The organism is Micromonospora tulbaghiae, from assembly GCF_900091605.1.
GTDB lineage: Bacteria > Actinomycetota > Actinomycetes > Mycobacteriales > Micromonosporaceae > Micromonospora > Micromonospora tulbaghiae.
The window spans coordinates 59,903-76,097 of the sequence record NZ_FMCQ01000013.1 but is presented as its reverse complement, the minus strand read 5'-3'; the positions used below and the strand labels follow the sequence as shown (position 1 = coordinate 76,097).

Genomic DNA, 16,195 nt, shown 5'->3' with positions numbered 1-16,195 from the left:
ATGGCCCCGGGTTTACCGACCCTTCTGGAGGCTGCCGACGAGGCGGCCAGGCCGCTGCGAGCCGTGCTGGAGGACGTCTGGCTGACCCTCGACACCGCGGTCGAGGGCGAGGGCCGCTGGCTGGAGCTCTACGGCGGTGTACCGGCAGATCCGGTGTTCGTGTGCCTCGACGCGATGAGCAACGTCCTGCACGTCCGCTTCGACGGTGCTGATTCGCTGACCGTCAGCTATCTGCCCGGCTGGTGCTACGAGGCCGCCACCGCGGCGCACGCGGACCGGCGGCCGGAGGCGTCCGCCGTCGTGGTGACCGACGTCGACGCCGCCCAGCCACTGGTCTTCGACCTGAGGGTCGAGCACCGGATCGCCGGTGCCGAGCGGAGCGTCGTGGTCGGCGGAGAGTCGATCGCGTACGCGCCGCTGCCGATGGGGTACGCGTTCACGCCCGCGCGCGCCTTCGAGATCGAGGAGGCGGACCCGAAGGCCACCCCGCTGGTGCACTGGAGCGCGATGCGGCTGCTGCTGGCCATGGCGCCGGGCGTGTCGTTCTCGGCGCGGCCACTGCTCGGCGCGGACGGGCTGCGGGCGCTGCGAGCCGCGTACCTGCCCGGGGACGGACCCACCCGCTGCGACCAGAGCCTGGCCTTCGAGATCCAGCGCCACCGGCACCCCGACACGCTGCCACCGCTCGGCGGTCCGCTGCGGGCGGCCCCGCTCACCGAGCCCGACCTGGTGGCCGGGACCGTCGCGCTGGACGCGGCGGTCGAGGGGATCGGCGGCGAGCTGCTGCCGACGGCCGTCCAGCAGGTCCGGGCCGACGGACTCGACCTGGTGCTGATCCGCCCCGAGCAGGGCCGCCCGCCTCGCGGTCAGCCCTGGTCCTGGCAGCCCGACTGGTTCGTCGCCGCCGCCTCGGTCCTCGACGACGTCGCGTTCACGCTGGCAAGGGACGTGTACGACACCTACATCGACTGGCTGGGCGGGGTGCCCGACAGCGTGCCGCTGCCGATCCACATCCGGGTCGACCCGGCCGGCGCCGAGGACCGCTTCGCCTACCGGCTGGATCTGCTGGACTCCGACGGCGAGCCGGTCGCCGGCCCGGCCACCACGACACCCGACGGACCGGTGTGGCAGCTGACCGTGATCCGTACCGCCGGGGTGCGGGTGTTCCTCGACGACTCGGTCGGCGCCGCCGGGGTGAGCACCATCAAGGGCATTGTCCGCTACCGGGAGCGGGTGGCCACACACTTCGACGACGTACCCCTGGAGATCACCGACGAAGTGGTGCCGGTGCGGGATCTGCCGGACCGGCCGGCCACTCTGGAGGAGATCGTCCACGTGGTGGCGACGGTGGGCCAGTTCGTCCCCGTTCCCACCGTCCAAGCCATGTACGACCTACGTGATCTCGGTTCGGTCGCCGCGTACGTGTTGACCGGCAGGGATCTCGACGGGGAGCCGATGAGCGGCCTGACGGCCGCGTTGACGCTGGGTGGCGTACTGGTGCCGCCCGTGGCGGAACGGGTCGGTGGCTCGCTGCTGGCCGCCGGCCGGCGGGTGCTGACCCGTGGTGACGTGCCACTCCCCCGGCTGGCACGGGCGGCAGCGGCAGCCGCCCCGGTGGACGCCGACCTGGCCGCCACCCTGATCGACGAACTGCCGCGGGTGTCGCCGTGACCCGGCCGGTGGGGCTGGTGCAGCAGCAGGGGTTGCTGATGGCCCAGCAGAAGCTGACCGCGCAGGCCGCGAAGACGGCGGCGACCAAGGCGGTGACGCCGGTCCCGACCGCGTTCCTGCGCGATCCGGCGCAACTCGTCGACCGTTCCGGTGTCGCGCTGGAATCCGCGTACCTGCAGAATCTCTACCAGGCGGCCCGGCGGGACAACCCACGGCTGACGACCGGCGAGTTCCTCGCCGGCGGCGCCGCCGACTCGCTGTTCCACGGCATCGTCGACTCGCTGCTCGGCCCCGCCGCCGCGACCATGCTGCGCACCACCAACCCCGACCTGTACCGGCAGGCGCTCGTCCAGGCGTTCCACGACTTCCGGTTCAGCCCGACACCGTACGACGGCGGCATCGCCTACAGCAGGTACCGCTACCAGATCGGGCACCACGTCGCGTTGCCCGAGGAGCTCAACGTCCTGCCGATGAACGCGCCGACCGGGCCGGACCTGCACTATCCGCCCTACGGAAAGCTCGTCACCGCCCGCGGCAACCGCACCATCGGGATGGTGATGGCCTCCCGGGCGTGGGGGCGCGACATCCCGCTGGACGCCCGCGGTGTCACCCTGTTCCGGACGTTGGGGCTGAAGAGCGAGGACGTGCTGCACGCCTGGGACTACGACCCCGACCTGCTGCTGTCCGAACCGCAGATCGCCCACATGATCACGACCGGCGCCTCGCCGGTGTACCACTTCAAGCTCGTGCGGGAGAAGGTCAACGACCGGACCGCCGAGCAGGCGCGGTGGGAGCTGGCGGCCCGGCTGGGGGACGAGGCCTTCATCGAGGCCGACGACGCCACGCTGCACCGGCTGTGGAGCCACCACGGCAGCGACACCGCCGGCAGGACCGGAGACCCCACGGACCTCGAGACACGGTACGCCCGGGATCCGTACTACCGGAGGTCCCGGGACGAGCTGTTCGAGATGGCCCTCCGCCTGCCGGGCGCCTGGAACGTACGGACCCGCTCCCGCGAATGGGAGCACGGCCTGGTCCAGCGGTTCACCAAGCGCATGAACGACTGGGCGCATCGGCTGAGCAACCACCTGGACGAGACCGTGTGGGCCAGCCGGTTGTCGATGCTCACCGGCGCCGCCGAACCGGCCAACCTCCAGCTCCTCTCGCCCTGGGAGCACGCCCGGGTCGACCTGCACGCCGGTCGGATGTTCGACGGCGTCACGCGCGTCGACAGGTACGGCAACCGGGCCGTACCCACCCTCCGCGACGTGGCGGCGTACGACGACGCCGCCCGTGCGGCCGACTCCCCACTGACGGGCGGCGGGACGCTGCGCGCGTTCCCGCTCACCGACACGCCACGCGCCGACGAACCGATCGTGGCGTTCGACCAGTTCACCCTCGCGGAACTGGTCGGCGCACTGCACGAGGACGAGTGGCAGAAGGCCCTGCGGACGACGGCCGGCCAGCGCGCCGCAATGCAGGCCGAGTGGAACCAGCTCGTGGACCGGCTCAACACACACCTCGCCGCGTACGGCATGCCCGCGGCCCTGCACCTGCCGAAGATCTGACCACAAGCGAGTCGGGAGACCGGAGGGGAACCATGACAACCCCTGTCACCACCCACGTGGGCCTGCGGTTCGTCCAGTTGCGCCGGGAGGGCGACGCCGCCCCGGACACCTGCACCACCGGCCCGAAAGCGATCGACGCGGTCGTCGACTTCCGGGACGCCTGGTCGGATCCGGTCCGGGAGGTCGTCACCGAGGGGGACGACGACCGGGCGCGGCGACTGCTGGCCAAACGGCTGGCGGCGAGGGACGACCGCCTCGACGAGCTCGGCAGGCAGACGCTGTGGCTGTTGCTCCGGGTCGCCGTCGATGCCCGGCTGACCGTCGGTGAGCTGCGCGACGGCATCGCCGCGTGGGCCACCGAGCACGACCTGGACGCCGGGCAGCTCACCACGGCCGCGGCGGAGCTGACCGGCTGGGTGGTGGACGTGCTGGTGCTGGGCCGGTTCCTGCGGATCCCCCGGTCACCGGCAGCCGTCGTGCTGGTCCGCGTGCTGCGCGGGATGACGCTGCTGCGCCTCGCCCGCTCCGACGCCGACGCGACGTGTCTGGTCCGGGCCCTGCTCGGCGGGCGCGACGTGCTGCTGCCGGACCCGCCGGCGCCCCCGCGGGCCGACCCGGACGCCGATCGGGCCGACCGGTTCGCCGACCTCGGTCAGACCCTGCGGCGGCTACGCGCCCGGGCCGGCGCCGTCGGCCTGACCGACGCCACCGTACGGGACCTGCGGAACAGCGGCTTTCCCGATCTCGGTCCGGCCATCGCGGCCACCACGCAGGCCGCGTCCGACCTGGGTGTTCCGGACACCACCACGCTGAGCCGCCTCGCCCGGGTGTTCTCCGCCGAGCAGGACGACGCCCGGCGCCGGGCGACCGCGAAACTGGACCCGGGCGACGCCGAACCGATCCCGTCGCATCCCGGCCCGGCCGAGCCGCTGCCCTATCCGGGGCAACCGAAGGTGCCGGTGCTGGACGCGTACACCCGCATCGCCGGCCGGGGCGATCTCATGATCATCCGTACCGCGCTGCTGCGCTACCAGCCCGGCGAGATCTCGTACATCGAGAACGTGCTGGCCAGCGAGACGCGCGGCCGGTCCCACGTGGCCGACACCCGCACCAGCGAGACCGTGACCACGATCAGCAAGACGATCGACGCGTCCACCGAGGAACTCGCGTCCACCGAGCAGAACAGCCTGGACCGGGCGCTGGCGACGGCGGCGTCGCAGCAGAACTCCACCTCACTGGGCGTCAGCGTGTCCGGCGGGCTCGGGCCGGTCCGGGCCGGTATCGAGGTCAACGCCGACCAGTCCACCTCGACCGAGACGAGCAGCAGTTCCGCCGTGTCGTACGCCAAGACACTCACCGAGAGCGCCACGCAGCTCCTGCGTACCGAGACCGGTCAACGCCGCACCACCACGAGCACCGTGCGAGTCACCGAGACCAACACCCACTCCTTCGACAACGCCGCCGGCGCCGCGAACATCAGTGGTGTCTACCGCTGGCTGGACAAGGTCGACCAGGCGCAGGTCTACAACTACGGCGAGCGGCTCATGCTGGAGTTCATCGTCCCCGAGCCCGCCGCCACGCTGGTCTGGCTGAACACCCGGACGTCCGAGGACACCAGCGCGGGCGCCGTCCCCAAGCCGCCTGCCTGGTTCCTCGACGTCGACGACCTGGACGACGACAACTGGGCCGCCAAGGCCGCCCGCTGGGACATCTTCGGCGTCGAGCCGCCCCCGGACCCGGAGGTCTTCGCCACCGCCACCTTCGTCGACCCGGCCGCCCGGCCGTTCGACTATCCCAAGAACTCCACCGACAAGTCCCAGCCCGAATGGGGGTACGCCTCCTACACCGGCGAGGTCGCGGTACCGGCCGGATACGAGGCGAGCAGGGCGTACGTCTGGACCACCTGGGGCCTGTCCGAGGGCGAATACCCCACCGACGTCGGCAACCCGCCGCAGGCCGCGCAGGTCGCGGTCGGGGAGCACCGGGTGACCCTCAACGAGAGCGTCGGCAATGCGAAGATCGACTTCGACTCGCCGGTCCCCGGTCCGGTCCCGATCGGCATCAGCACCGACCAGCGGGGCGGGCTCACCGTCGTGGTGCGGGTCCGGTGCACCCGGACCGACGGCGCGTTCGAGGCGTGGCGGCTGCGGGCCTGGGAGACGATCCGAGCCGGATACCTGGCCCAGCGCTCCGCCTACGACAACGACCAGGCACGCCGGCAGGCACGCACCGCCTACCAGGCGAGCGGGTCGGCGGCCAGCCTCCGGCAGCTGGAGATGCTGGAACTCAAGCGGGCCTGCCAGACCGTGCTCACCGGGCAGGAGTTCGACCTGTACGGGGCCCTGGACACTCCCGACGACGAGGCTCCCCGCATCGACCGGATGCAGATCACCGCCGAAGCCGACCACATCCAGTTCTTCGAGGAGGTCTTCGAGTGGGAGAACCTGACCTACCTTTGCTACCCCTACCAGTGGGCCGGCCGGGACCGCTGGGTCACCGTACGCAGCCGCACCAGCAGCGACGCGTTGCACCAGGCGTTCCTGCAGGCCGGCGCGGCCCGGGTCATCGTGCCGGTACGCCCCGGCTACGAGTACGCCGTCGGCGGGTATCTCGCCTCCTCCCAGGTGCCCACCCTGTCGCCACGCCCGTGGCGGGACGGCGGCAATCCGTACCCGCCGATCGAGGAGCTGATCGCCGACGCCCTCGACCGGCCGGGTGAGGAGGTGGCCGTCGGTGATCCGTGGGAGGTCGTCACACCCACCTCGCTCGTTCAGTTGCAGACCGGCCCCGACCTCAACCCGCCGGCTGGTGGGCCGGAGCCCGTCGCGTACGCGTGAGGCCGCCTCACGACGGCCGGCGGGTGGGTTGGAACAGCTCGATGAGGTTGCCGGCGGGGTCGGCGAGCAGGATCTGGCGCCCACCGGGGCCGCTCACCGGGGCGCTGCGGAACGGCAGGCCGACGGTGCGCAGTCGGTCGATCTCGGCGTCGAGGTCGTCGACGGTCAGGTGAATCCGGTTGCGGCCGGCGGTGGCGGCGTCGGCGGGGGTGGCTCGGGCGCCGGAGCTGGCCGGCCCGGACAGCAGCAGTCGCAGCGGACCGCGGACCACGTCGGCGAAGGCGGGCGCGGCGCTGGTGTTCAGCGTGAAGCCGAGATGGGCGGTGTAGAAGTCGACGGCGGCCTGGACGTCGTCGACGAGGTAACGGACGCTGGCGTACTGGTCGGAGGCTGTCACGGCGGGACCTCTTTCATGGACGGATGGCGTCGAGGACCGGCAGCAGGCGCCGGACGCGGGTGTCGATGTCGGCTGCGACGTGCTGGAAGGCGAGGTAGCCGGCCCGGTCGGTGTCGCCGGCTGCGGGGTCGGGAATGCTCCAGTGCGCGCGCCGGGGACGCTCCGAGAAGTCCGGAAGGGCCTCGCGGGCCTTGTCACACAGGCTGATCACGAGGTCGAAGCGGCGGCCGGCGACGGTGTCGAGGTGTCGAGGGCGCTGCCCGGCGACGTCGATGCCGAACTCGTCGTGCAGGACCCGGACGGCGTCGGGGTGAAGGCGGTCCTTGGGACGGCTGCCGGCGCTGATCGCCTCGGCTCGGCCACCGGCGCGATGCCGCAGCAGCGCCTCGGCGACCGGCGAGCGAGCGCTGTTGCCCGTACACACGAACAGCACGCGGACGCGGGGCGATCGCCGCAGGCCGGCCGAGGGCGGCGAGGGCGCCGGTTCGCGACGCAGCTCCGGGTGCAGCGCGGCGCCGGCGTCGGCCAACGCGACCGCGCAGCGGTCCAGGTCCAGGTGGTAGTAGGTGTCGCGGCCGTCGAAGCGGCTGCGCGTGGCGGTGACCAGTCCACCGTCGCGCAGCAGCCGCAGGTGGTAGGAGACGAGGCTCTGCGGCTCGCCCGTCCGCGCCACCAGCTCCCGGACCCGGTAGTCGCTGACGACGAGTTCGGACAGCAGTCGCCATCTCAGCGGATGGGCCGCCAATCGCAGGAATGCCGGGACGAGTCGACTCGACGCCACGATCCGCATAATACATCAAATTGAATTGATGGAGTACGTTCCGCGAGTCGACCAGGCACGACGAGACGTCGACAGAAGCAGGCGCAGCAGCGGGCCCCGTGCGGGGGCAACAGCGCGCACGCGCCCAGGTCGCTAACCTTCTCCGGTGACGAATAGTGCCGGTGTCGCACTGGGCATCGAGGCGGCTCGCCGGTTGGTCGAGCTGGACGTGGTGGACATCCAGCCAGGGCTGACCGACGCCGAGTTCGTCACCATCGAGCGACGGTTCGGCTTCGAGTTCGCCGACGACCACCGCGCCTTTCTCGCCGTCGGGCTACCGGTCTCGCATGGCCAGGACGACCACCCGGACAAGGCAAGTTGGGGCTGGCCGAACTGGCGCCGGTTGGACAACCCCACCCTGCAAGAGCAGGTCGGCTGGCCACTCGCAACCGCGCTCGACGACATCCAGGACGGCGAATGGCCACCGGGATGGGGCAGACGCCCGCACGACCTCGTTCGGCGTACGGCCAAGGCGGAACGACTCCTCGCACAGGTTCCCCGGATGATTCCCGTGTACGCCCACCGCTACCTGCCGGCCGGCCGCGGCTCCGCCGGTCATCCCGTGCTGTCCGTCCACCGGCTCACCGACACCATCGTGTACGGCCACGACCTCGCCCACTACATCGACCAGGAGTTCCGGGAACCGCAGGTGACCGTAGCCTTCTGGCGCGACTACGTGTGAGAGGCGAGGGCCGGCACCCGACTGCTCGGCCCTCGGGACCTGCGGCTGACACTTGCTCAGATGTTGGAGCCGTCCGGCGGCAGCCCGGGCGGTGGCTGCGGGGATCCGCCCCGGCCGGCAGCCGGTGGACAGGACATGCCCAGGGTGTAGGCCGTCATGGACAACGAGCCGTAGGCGTAGCCGTCGACGAGGACCTCGGTGTCGGGGGTGTCCATGGCGGCGGCCAGACCGGCGAGGTACAACGCGGGGATGAAGTGATCCGGTGTCGGTACCGCACGGCGGAAGTCCCCGTGAGCGTCGAGGGTCGCGTACTCGCCCGGGTCGGTCAGCATCCGGGCCTTGGCGTCCTTGTCGAAGCGTTGCGCCCAGTCGAAGCCGTCGTCGGCCAGCGCCCAGTCCATGCCGCGCAGGTTGTGCACGACATTGCCGCTCGCCACGATCAGCACACCGCGCCGGCGCAGTGGAGCGAGCCGGGCGCCGAGTTGAAGGTGGTAGTCCAACGGCTTGTCGGCGTTGATGCTGAGCTGGACGACGGGAATCGTCGCGTCCGGAAAGGCGTGCAACAGCACCGACCAGGTGCCGTGGTCGATGCCCCAGCTGTCGACGTCCGCCCCGACCCAGGTCGGATGGACGACGTCACTGACCTCCTCAGCCAGTTCGGGCAGCCCCGGCGCCGGGTACTGCACCTCGAACAGTTCCTGGGGAAACCCGTAGAAGTCGTGAATGGTCCTCGGCCGGGGCATCGCGGTGACGGCCGTGGCGTTGATGTACCAGTGGGCGCTGACCACCAGGATCGCGCGGGGACGCGGCACCGCGGCGCCGAAGGCTCTCCACGCGGAGGTGTACCGGTTGACCTCAAGGGCGTTCATGGGGTTGCCGTGGCCCAGGAACGCCGCGGGCATCAAGACCTCCGAGCCCGGATGTACGTCTGAAGGCACGTGGACTTCCCTCCCTGAAGGACCGGTTCGCACGGCGCGGCATACCGGACCTGAAGGTCACGATAGTGCCACCTCGCAGCGGTTCCGGCCGGAATCACGCTCCTCCGGGGATCGGAGATCGAGTTTCCCGGATCGGGGCTGCCGATCGAGTGCGGCCACACCGCGCCGGCAGCCTGCCCGTTCGGGCGGCTGCCGAGTGACTCCTGGCGATGGGATCATGATCGGATGACGCCCTTCCGCATCGATGTACCCGAAGCCGTCCTGGACGACCTGCGGGCTCGGCTTTCGCGGACAAGGCTCGCGCCGGCCGCCCCAGGAGAGCCGTGGGCCGCCGGCACCGACCCTGGGTACCTGGCAGATCTGGTGCGGTACTGGCTGGATGAATTCGACTGGCGTGCGGTCGAGCGTGCCCTCAATCGGTACCCCCAGTTCGTCACCACGGTCCGGGGCACGCCGGTCCACTTCGTTCATGTCCGCTCGGCATCGCCCGACGCCACGGCGCTGATCCTGACCCATGGCTGGCCCGGCACGTACACGGAGATGCTGCCCCTGGTGTCCCGGCTCGCAGACTTCGACCTCGTCATACCGAGCCTGCCCGGCTTCGCCTTCTCGGGACCACTCGCCGAGGGCCCGACGACCGAGGCGGCCGTCGCGGACGTCTGGGCTGAGCTGATGACCCGTCTGGGCTACGACCGCTTCGGCGCCTACGGCGGCGATATCGGGTCCGGCGTGACGACGTGGCTCGGCGCCCGCCACGCAGATCGGGTCATCGGGGTCTTCTCGCAGCACATCAAGTTCCCGCCGGCGGACCGCAGGGACGACCTCAGCCCGGCCGAGGAGGCGTTCATCGCCATGCTCGACGCGAAGGCCCAAGACGACTGGGGCTACGGGATCCTCCAGGAAACCCGGCCCGACACCCTCGCGGCCGCGCTGAGCGACTCGCCGTCCGGACTGGCCGCATGGATCGTCGAGAAGTACCAGCGCTGGAGCGACTGCGGCGGCGACATCTCCCGCCGGTTCGACTTTGACGAGCTGCTGACCACCGTGATGCTGTACTGGGTCACCAACTGCATCGGCACGTCCTTCCGGCCCTACCGTGACGACCACCTGGCCCCGCATCTGCCGATGGTCGCCGTGCCCGCCGGCATCACGGTCAGCGTGGAGGACGCCGGCCTGCCCCGGTCGTTCGCCGAACGCACCTACGCCAACCTCACCCACTGGCGCGAGCCCACCGTCGGCGGCCACTTCCTCGCCCAGGAAGAGCCCGACCTGCTCGCCGCCGACCTGCGCGCCTTCTTCAGCGCGCTGCGGTGATCCAGGGGCGTTCGGCGATCTCGGTGTTGTTGACGTGACGACTATTGATCGTCGCTTGATCGGGTATGCACCCAGCGTCCCGGCCCGCGCCGGGCGCAACGCCTTGATCTAGAAGCGGTTGCTGCGCCACCCGGCCAGATGCGCCGGCTGTTGCCACCGCTGGGAGCAACCTGAGCAGGTACATGATCCAATGGCGCGGTGGAACTCACCAAGCAGTTCAGTGAGCGGGAATACGCTGCGGCGCTGGAGTCATGGGCCTGGCTGGATCTCGACGGGAAGGCTGCGCGGTTCACCTCGCTGTTCGGCGATGTGTTCCTTGAGTCCGCCGACGGCGCGTGGTGGTTCCTCGACACCTTCGAAGGGCAGCTCGTACGGGGGTGGAACTCCCGTGCCGACCTGGCTGCCGAGCTGGACACCGAGGGCGGCCAAGAGCGCTGTCTTCTGGCCCCCCTCGCCATGGGCGCATACCAGCGGCGCGGGCTCCGCCTGGACGCCAGTCAGATCTACGCCTACGCGCCACCGCCGATCGTCACGGGAAGTTTCGACGTCGACCGAATCGAGGTGTTTGGCTTCGTCGCAGTGGTCAACACCGCCGGTCAGCTCCACGGGCAGCTACAGAATGAGCCCAGCTGAGGGCTCGGGGCCCGACCGACAAGTGCTGCCACGACGAACATCCTGTCGCCCCCGCTTGCTGGATCTGTTGCACATCACCCGGCGAACCGCCGTGCCGGTCTGCTTCCAGGTGGCCGACCAGCCCTGACCGACCAGCCCTGACCGACCTTCTGGCCGGAGGCCGGGAAGTCGAACGCCAGCTTCGAGCCGTCGATCGCGGTGGTGCCGGTGTTCTTGACCGTCACGGTCGCGGTGAAGCCGCCCGGCCAGGTGCTCGCCGCGTAGCCGGCCGAGCAACCGCCGGTCGGGGCGGCCGGCACGGTCCGCACGGTCACGCCGGGCGAGGCCGCGGGCACGTTGCCCGCCGCCCACCTTCACGGTGCCGGCGGCGTCCTTCCACTTCTGGAGCGGCACCACCGTGACGTACCGGGTGACCAGGTCTGGAAGCTCAGCGACCGGCACGGCGGGCTGAGCGGCTCGCGTACCAGGGCCGGTGGGGGCCGGACCCCACCGACCCGGCCAGGTCATCGAGCGCCGTCAGGGCATGCGCCGAAGGTGATCGTGGACAACTGATGCGGGGCGCCGCTTCCTGGCCTAAGCTGCGTCACATATACATCGATACTGATCAATAGTAGGTGTCGGCGGCGGCCGGGGCCGGCCCGGCCAACCACGGACCCCGCATTCACCGACTCCGATTGGAGTACCCGATGACCTGGCGTCCAACCATCGCCGCACTCACCGGCCTGTGCCTCGCACTCACCACCGCACCAGGCCCTGCCGGTGCCGCACCCGCATCCCCGGCACCTCGGGACGCCTCTGATGTGAACGTTCACACCTACCCGTTCAGCGGCCCACCCGGCGCTCCACCCGGGGTCTGTCCGGAGGGCGCCGGGTACGGCCCGCCCCTGCCTGCCGGCTCCGTGTCCGCGACGAAGATCCGGAGCGGGTTCTCGTTCCTCGAAGGACCGGTCTGGATCGCCGACGGCGGCTACCTGCTGATGTCCGACATGGCCGCGGGCGCCGGGCCGAACAACGTGCAGCCCTCCACGATCCGCCGGTTCACCCCGCCGGCGACCTTCGACACCTTCGTCGCCGACGCCGGCAGCAACGGCCTGGCGCTCAGCCCCGACGCCCAGCAGATCATCGCCGCCACCCACGACCTGCGGAACGTCTCCGCATACCGGCTGAGCGACCAGGCCCGCGGCACCGTCGCCGCCGACTACCAGGGCCGGGCGTTCAACTCACCCAACGACGTCACGGTCCGGTCCGACGGCGTCGTCTACTTCACCGACCCCAACTTCCAGCGCGGCAACCGACCCGACCAGATGAGCGGACGTACCAGTGTCTTCCGCGTCTCCGGCGGCCAGGTGTCACTGGTGGACGACCGGCTGCGGCAACCCAACGGCATCGCGCTCTCCCCGGACGGCAGCACGCTCTACGTGGGCGCCTACTCCGAGAACAAGATCTACAAGTACGCCGTCCAGCCCGACGGCAGCACCGGCGCCCGCAGCGTCTTCGTGAACTACATCGGCGGTCCCGACGGGGTCACCATCGACTGCGCCGGCAACGTGTACTGGGCCTCCGGCTCGGACGGGCTGATCCACGTCTACTCGCCCGCCGGCGCGCAGCTCGGCACGATCCGCTCCGGCGGCACCGGCACCACCAACGTGGCGTTCGGCGGACCCGACCGGCAGACCCTCTACATCACCTCCGGCCGGACGAACGACTCGGGCCTGTACAGCGTGCGGCTCAACGTCCCCGGCTACCCGTACTGACCAAGAAACCCGGGAAGGAAAGCACCCGTGCGGATCAATCCTCAACAGTTCCGACACCGCGTCCCGCTCGCCTTGCTGATCTGCGCCGGCACCATCGTGACCGGCGTACCCGCCAACGCCGCGGCGGCCGCACCGACGACCGGGAGCCGGCAGGCGGCCCGGCTCGCCGCCGACACCAGCCCGCCCACCCGGCCGACCGGCCTGCGCCGCACTCGGCTGACCTGCCAGTCCGTCACGCTCGCCTGGTACGCCTCCCGGGACAACGTCGGCGTCGCCTTCTACGACATCTACCACGACGGCCAGCTCGTCACCTCGGTCTCGGGACGGACGCTGACCGCCACGCTCAGCGTCGTGCAGGGTGTCACCTGGGGCTGGTACGTCAACGCCCGCGACGCCGCCGGCAACGTCTCGCAAGCCAGCTCCACGCTCTCGGTCACCCCGCCGTTCTGCCAGCAGGACACGACTCCGCCCAGCACGCCGACCAACCTGGCCGCGACGGTCGACGGCACGGCCGTGACCCTCACATGGTCGGCCTCCACCGACAACGTCGCGGTCACCGGCTACACCATCCTGCGCAACGGTACGGCGGTCGGCTCCACCACCGGCACCGTCGGCAACCCGCCGGCGACCACGTTCACCGACACCGGGCTGACGCCCGACACCGACTACCGGTACACCGTGACCGCCCGGGACGCCCAGGGCAATGTCTCGGGCGCGAGCACCGCGGTCACCGCGCACACCGGCTCGGGCTGCACGAGCCCGGTCTGCGGCGCGACGGCGATCACCACCGAGAAGGACCTGCCCTGGGGCCTGGTGCAACTGCCCGACGGCACGGTCCTCTACGGCCGGCGCGACCTGTTCGACATCGTCGCCATGAACCCGGACGGCACCGACAAGCGCAGCATCGGCACCGTGCCGAACGTGGCCGGCACCAACGGCGAGGGCGGCGTGCTCGGGCTGGCCGTCTCGGCCAACTTCACCACCGACCGCTGGCTGTACATCTACCACACCACCACGACCGACAACCGGATCGTGCGCATCCGCTACGACGGCACGCTGCAAACCAATACCGAGCAGGTGCTTGTCACGGGAATCCCGCGCAACAAGTACCACAACGGCGGCCGGCTTCGTTTCGGTCCCGACGGCAAGCTCTACGCCGCCGCCGGCGACGGACAGAACCCGGACGTGGCCCAGGACACCGGCAACCTGGGCGGCAAGGTGCTGCGGCTCAACCCCGACGGCACCGTCCCGGCGGACAACCCCTTCGGCAACTACGTGTGGAGCTACGGCCACCGCAACCCGCAGGGACTCGCCTTCGACTCTCAGGGCCGGCTCTTCGAGCAGGAGTTCGGCAACAACGTCATGGACGAGACCAACATCATCGTCAAGGGCGGCAACTACGGCTGGCCCGCCTGCGAGGGCACCTCCGGCGACTGCGCCAACCCGAACTTCAGGGCCCCGATCCGTACGTACCCGGTGGCCGAGGCCTCGTGCAGCGGCATCGCGATCGTCCGGGACGTGCTCTACATCGCCTGCCTGCGTGGCAACCGGATGTACCGTGCGGAGATCAGCGGCAACACGCTCACCAACGTCCAGCAGTACTTCGTCGGGACGTACTTCCGGCTGCGCACCGTCGAACCGACCCTCGACGGCAACCTGTGGCTGACCACGAGCACCGGCGGGGACAAGGACAGCACCCCGAACAACAGCAACGAGAAGATCCTCAAGGTGACCCTCGGTGGGGCGGCGTCCGGCCCCACGAGCTGAGAGCGAGCCGGGAACCCGGCACCGTCAGCCCTCGGAGGGTGCTCGCGTCGCGCGGGCACCCTCCGAGCGATCCGGGCTGGCACTGCAGCGGACCGGCGCAGCGGTAGCGCCTTGGCGTCAGCCCTGGCGGAGGGGGCGCAGGTGGCGGTCGGCCCACTCGGCGAACGGAGTCAGGGGGATGCCGAGGGCGTGCGCGAACTCCGGCCGGGCCGGCTGCCCGGCGACGTTCAGGAACTCGTGGGAGGTGGTGGCCCACGGCGGCATGCCGGCGGCGAGCGCTTCCGCCTCGGTCATGTCGGGAGCGGTGCCGTCGATGCCGAGCGACTCACCGATGATTTTCGCGATTTCCGTCATCGGCAGGTGGTCGCCGGCCAGTTCGAGTTCGACGCGGTGGAAGCGGTCGGGGTCGGCGATGGCCGCTGCGGCCGCTCGGCCGATGTCGTCGACGGCGATCAGCGACAGGTGGGTCTGCGGCCGGAGGACCGTCGCGAGCCCGCCCGCGATGCCCCGCGGCAGCAGGTAGGCCAGCTCGGGCAGGAAGTTCTCCATGAAGAAGCCCGGCTTGATCAGCGTCCACCGGTCGAAGCCGGCGGTCCGGACGCGTTCCTGCATGCCGGCCTTGGGCAGGAAGACGCGCTCCATCGCGGCCCAGCGTCCGTCGGTCCAGCCGGGGGCGTGCTCGTGCTGCCCGGCGCCGGACACCGAGGTGTGCACGAACTGCGGGACCTCCGCGGCCAATGCGGCCTCGATCAGGTTGACGCCCTGGGCGAGTTCGCTCTCGAAGTCCCAGGTGTCGCCGCGCAGCTCCGGCATCTGCACGGAGAAGACGGCGCGGGCGCCCCGGGCCGCCGGGACCAGCGATGCGGGGTCGCGGAGATCGCCGGTGACCAGCTCGGCGCCGAGGGCGGCGACCGCGGCGGCCTTGGCGGCGGCAGGGTTACGGACCAGGGCGCGCACCGGTACGCCGGCGGCGAGCAGGGCGCGGGCGGTTGCCCCGCCCTGCCGGCCGGTGGCGCCGGTGACCAGGACTGGTGCTCGATCTGACATGGACACACTCCTCGACCCAGGAAGCGGCGGGGTCCGCCGTTTACGCTTGCTAAGATACGGCGGACCCCGCCGCTTAGCAACGCCGAGGTGAGACATGCGAGCAGACGCCCGCCGCAACTACGAACTTCTGCTCGCGGTGGCAGCAGAGGCGGTGGCCGAGCACGGGGCCGACGCGTCGCTGGAACAGATCGCCCGGACCGCCGGGGTGGGCTCCGGCACGGTCCGCCGCCATTTCCCGACCCGGCACGCCCTGCTCGAAGCCGTCTTCCGGGAGCGCATCGACGCCCTCTGCGCCCGCGCCGGCGAACTAGTGGGCGAACCGGATCCCCGGGCCGCGCTCGTCGAGTTCCTGATCGAGATCACGCGGGCCGCCGCGACGATCCGGGGCCTGGCCGAGGCGCTGAACCGCGGCCGCACCGAAAGCGTCTACTGCGCGTCCGACCAACTGGCCGAGGCGGGTGAGCCACTGGTACGCCGGGCCGCCGAGGCCGGAGTGCTGGCGCCCGACATCACCTTCGCCGACCTGTCGACGCTGGTCACCGGGATCGCCCTGGCAACCGAGAACGACCCCGACCCCGGCACCACCGCGACCCGCCTGCTCTCGCTGGCCATGACGGGATTCACGGTGACACCGCAGGCACCCACTTCCGAAACCAGGGCCTGACCACACCCCCGGGCCAGGGCCTGATCGCAAGCCGTAGCTCAGGCGGGCTTCGTCGGACCAGGTAGCGGTCCGAGCTACGGCTCACGAGCCTGCCCGACTCCTC

15 protein-coding genes are annotated in these 16,195 nt (G+C 70.9%); 10 read left to right on the top strand and 5 right to left on the bottom strand.

Annotated features, from left to right (window positions below; genetic code table 11):
• The 3 genes from GA0070562_RS28655 to GA0070562_RS28645 are packed head-to-tail and all read left to right on the top strand — an operon-like array spanning window position 1 to window position 6,076.
• On the top strand, window positions 1-1,671 hold the full coding sequence (locus tag GA0070562_RS28655; protein WP_139135512.1) for a hypothetical protein: 1,671 nt from the start codon (window positions 1-3) through the stop codon (window positions 1,669-1,671).
• Entirely contained in the window at window positions 1,668-3,239 is a 1,572-nt protein-coding gene (locus tag GA0070562_RS28650; protein WP_091427808.1) for a hypothetical protein, read from the top strand. Before GA0070562_RS28655 ends, GA0070562_RS28650 begins: the two co-directional genes overlap by 4 nt.
• Window positions 3,240-3,271: 32 nt before the next feature.
• On the top strand, window positions 3,272-6,076 hold the full coding sequence (locus GA0070562_RS28645) for a hypothetical protein (protein WP_139135511.1): 2,805 nt from the start codon (window positions 3,272-3,274) through the stop codon (window positions 6,074-6,076).
• 7 nt (window positions 6,077-6,083) lie between these two features.
• On the opposite strand, the gene GA0070562_RS28640 is transcribed toward GA0070562_RS28645, so the two are convergent.
• Entirely contained in the window at window positions 6,084-6,473 is a 390-nt protein-coding gene (locus GA0070562_RS28640; RefSeq protein WP_091427804.1) for a VOC family protein, read from the bottom strand.
• Window positions 6,474-6,486: 13 nt separating this feature from the next.
• Window positions 6,487-7,254, bottom strand: coding sequence for an arsenate reductase/protein-tyrosine-phosphatase family protein (locus tag GA0070562_RS28635; protein WP_372443391.1), 768 nt, complete (start codon window positions 7,252-7,254; stop codon window positions 6,487-6,489).
• Between the two features lie 145 nt (window positions 7,255-7,399).
• On the opposite strand from GA0070562_RS28635, the gene GA0070562_RS28630 reads away from it, so the two are divergent.
• Entirely contained in the window at window positions 7,400-7,975 is a 576-nt protein-coding gene (locus tag GA0070562_RS28630) for a hypothetical protein (RefSeq protein ID WP_254663889.1), read from the top strand.
• Window positions 7,976-8,031: 56 nt separating this feature from the next.
• Here the strand turns inward: GA0070562_RS28630 and ygiD are convergent, their stop codons facing one another.
• A complete protein-coding gene (ygiD, locus tag GA0070562_RS28625; RefSeq protein ID WP_091427799.1) occupies window positions 8,032-8,877 on the bottom strand; it encodes a 4,5-DOPA-extradiol-dioxygenase in 846 nt (281 codons plus the stop codon).
• A 261-nt stretch (window positions 8,878-9,138) separates the two neighbouring features.
• Between ygiD and GA0070562_RS28620 the strand changes: the two genes are divergently transcribed.
• Complete coding sequence (locus tag GA0070562_RS28620) at window positions 9,139-10,227, top strand: epoxide hydrolase family protein (RefSeq protein WP_091427796.1); 1,089 nt, start codon at window positions 9,139-9,141, stop codon at window positions 10,225-10,227.
• A gap of 198 nt (window positions 10,228-10,425) precedes the next feature.
• Window positions 10,426-10,860 (top strand): hypothetical protein, encoded by a 435-nt coding sequence (locus GA0070562_RS28615; RefSeq protein ID WP_091427793.1) that lies wholly within the window; start codon window positions 10,426-10,428, stop codon window positions 10,858-10,860.
• 74 nt (window positions 10,861-10,934) lie between these two features.
• Here GA0070562_RS28615 and GA0070562_RS28610 read toward each other — a convergent pair whose 3' ends face one another.
• Window positions 10,935-11,174, bottom strand: a complete 240-nt coding sequence (locus GA0070562_RS28610; protein ID WP_254663888.1) for a cellulose binding domain-containing protein — start codon at window positions 11,172-11,174, stop codon at window positions 10,935-10,937.
• Between the two features lie 44 nt (window positions 11,175-11,218).
• Between GA0070562_RS28610 and GA0070562_RS31105 the strand changes: the two genes are divergently transcribed.
• The 3 genes from GA0070562_RS31105 to GA0070562_RS28600 all read left to right on the top strand — a co-directional run bounded on the left by GA0070562_RS31105 (window position 11,219) and on the right by GA0070562_RS28600 (window position 14,381).
• Entirely contained in the window at window positions 11,219-11,311 is a 93-nt protein-coding gene (locus GA0070562_RS31105; RefSeq protein WP_175438909.1) for a hypothetical protein, read from the top strand.
• 448 nt (window positions 11,312-11,759) lie between these two features.
• The gene (locus GA0070562_RS28605; RefSeq protein WP_254663887.1) at window positions 11,760-12,614 is read left to right on the top strand and encodes an SMP-30/gluconolactonase/LRE family protein; all 855 of its coding nucleotides are present in this window, start codon (window positions 11,760-11,762) and stop codon (window positions 12,612-12,614) included.
• Between the two features lie 27 nt (window positions 12,615-12,641).
• A complete protein-coding gene (locus GA0070562_RS28600) occupies window positions 12,642-14,381 on the top strand; it encodes a PQQ-dependent sugar dehydrogenase (RefSeq protein ID WP_091427786.1) in 1,740 nt (579 codons plus the stop codon).
• 117 nt (window positions 14,382-14,498) lie between these two features.
• Here the strand turns inward: GA0070562_RS28600 and GA0070562_RS28595 are convergent, their stop codons facing one another.
• A complete protein-coding gene (locus GA0070562_RS28595; protein ID WP_091427783.1) occupies window positions 14,499-15,428 on the bottom strand; it encodes an NmrA family NAD(P)-binding protein in 930 nt (309 codons plus the stop codon).
• Between the two features lie 94 nt (window positions 15,429-15,522).
• On the opposite strand from GA0070562_RS28595, the gene GA0070562_RS28590 reads away from it, so the two are divergent.
• The gene (locus tag GA0070562_RS28590; RefSeq protein ID WP_091427781.1) at window positions 15,523-16,092 is read left to right on the top strand and encodes a TetR/AcrR family transcriptional regulator; all 570 of its coding nucleotides are present in this window, start codon (window positions 15,523-15,525) and stop codon (window positions 16,090-16,092) included.
• Window positions 16,093-16,195: the final 103 nt, after the last annotated feature.

Bases quoted from the DNA above. Each gene is read 5' to 3' on its own strand.
- GA0070562_RS28655 (WP_139135512.1), top strand. From the start codon at position 1: ATGGCCCCGGGTTTACCGACCCTTCTGGAGGCTGCCGACGAGGCGGCC.
- GA0070562_RS28645 (WP_139135511.1), top strand. From the start codon at position 3,272: ATGACAACCCCTGTCACCACCCACGTGGGCCTGCGGTTCGTCCAGTTG.
- ygiD (WP_091427799.1), bottom strand. From the start codon at position 8,877: ATGCCCGCGGCGTTCCTGGGCCACGGCAACCCCATGAACGCCCTTGAG.
- GA0070562_RS28620 (WP_091427796.1), top strand. From the start codon at position 9,139: ATGACGCCCTTCCGCATCGATGTACCCGAAGCCGTCCTGGACGACCTG.
- GA0070562_RS28595 (WP_091427783.1), bottom strand. From the start codon at position 15,428: ATGTCAGATCGAGCACCAGTCCTGGTCACCGGCGCCACCGGCCGGCAG.
- GA0070562_RS28590 (WP_091427781.1), top strand. From the start codon at position 15,523: ATGCGAGCAGACGCCCGCCGCAACTACGAACTTCTGCTCGCGGTGGCA.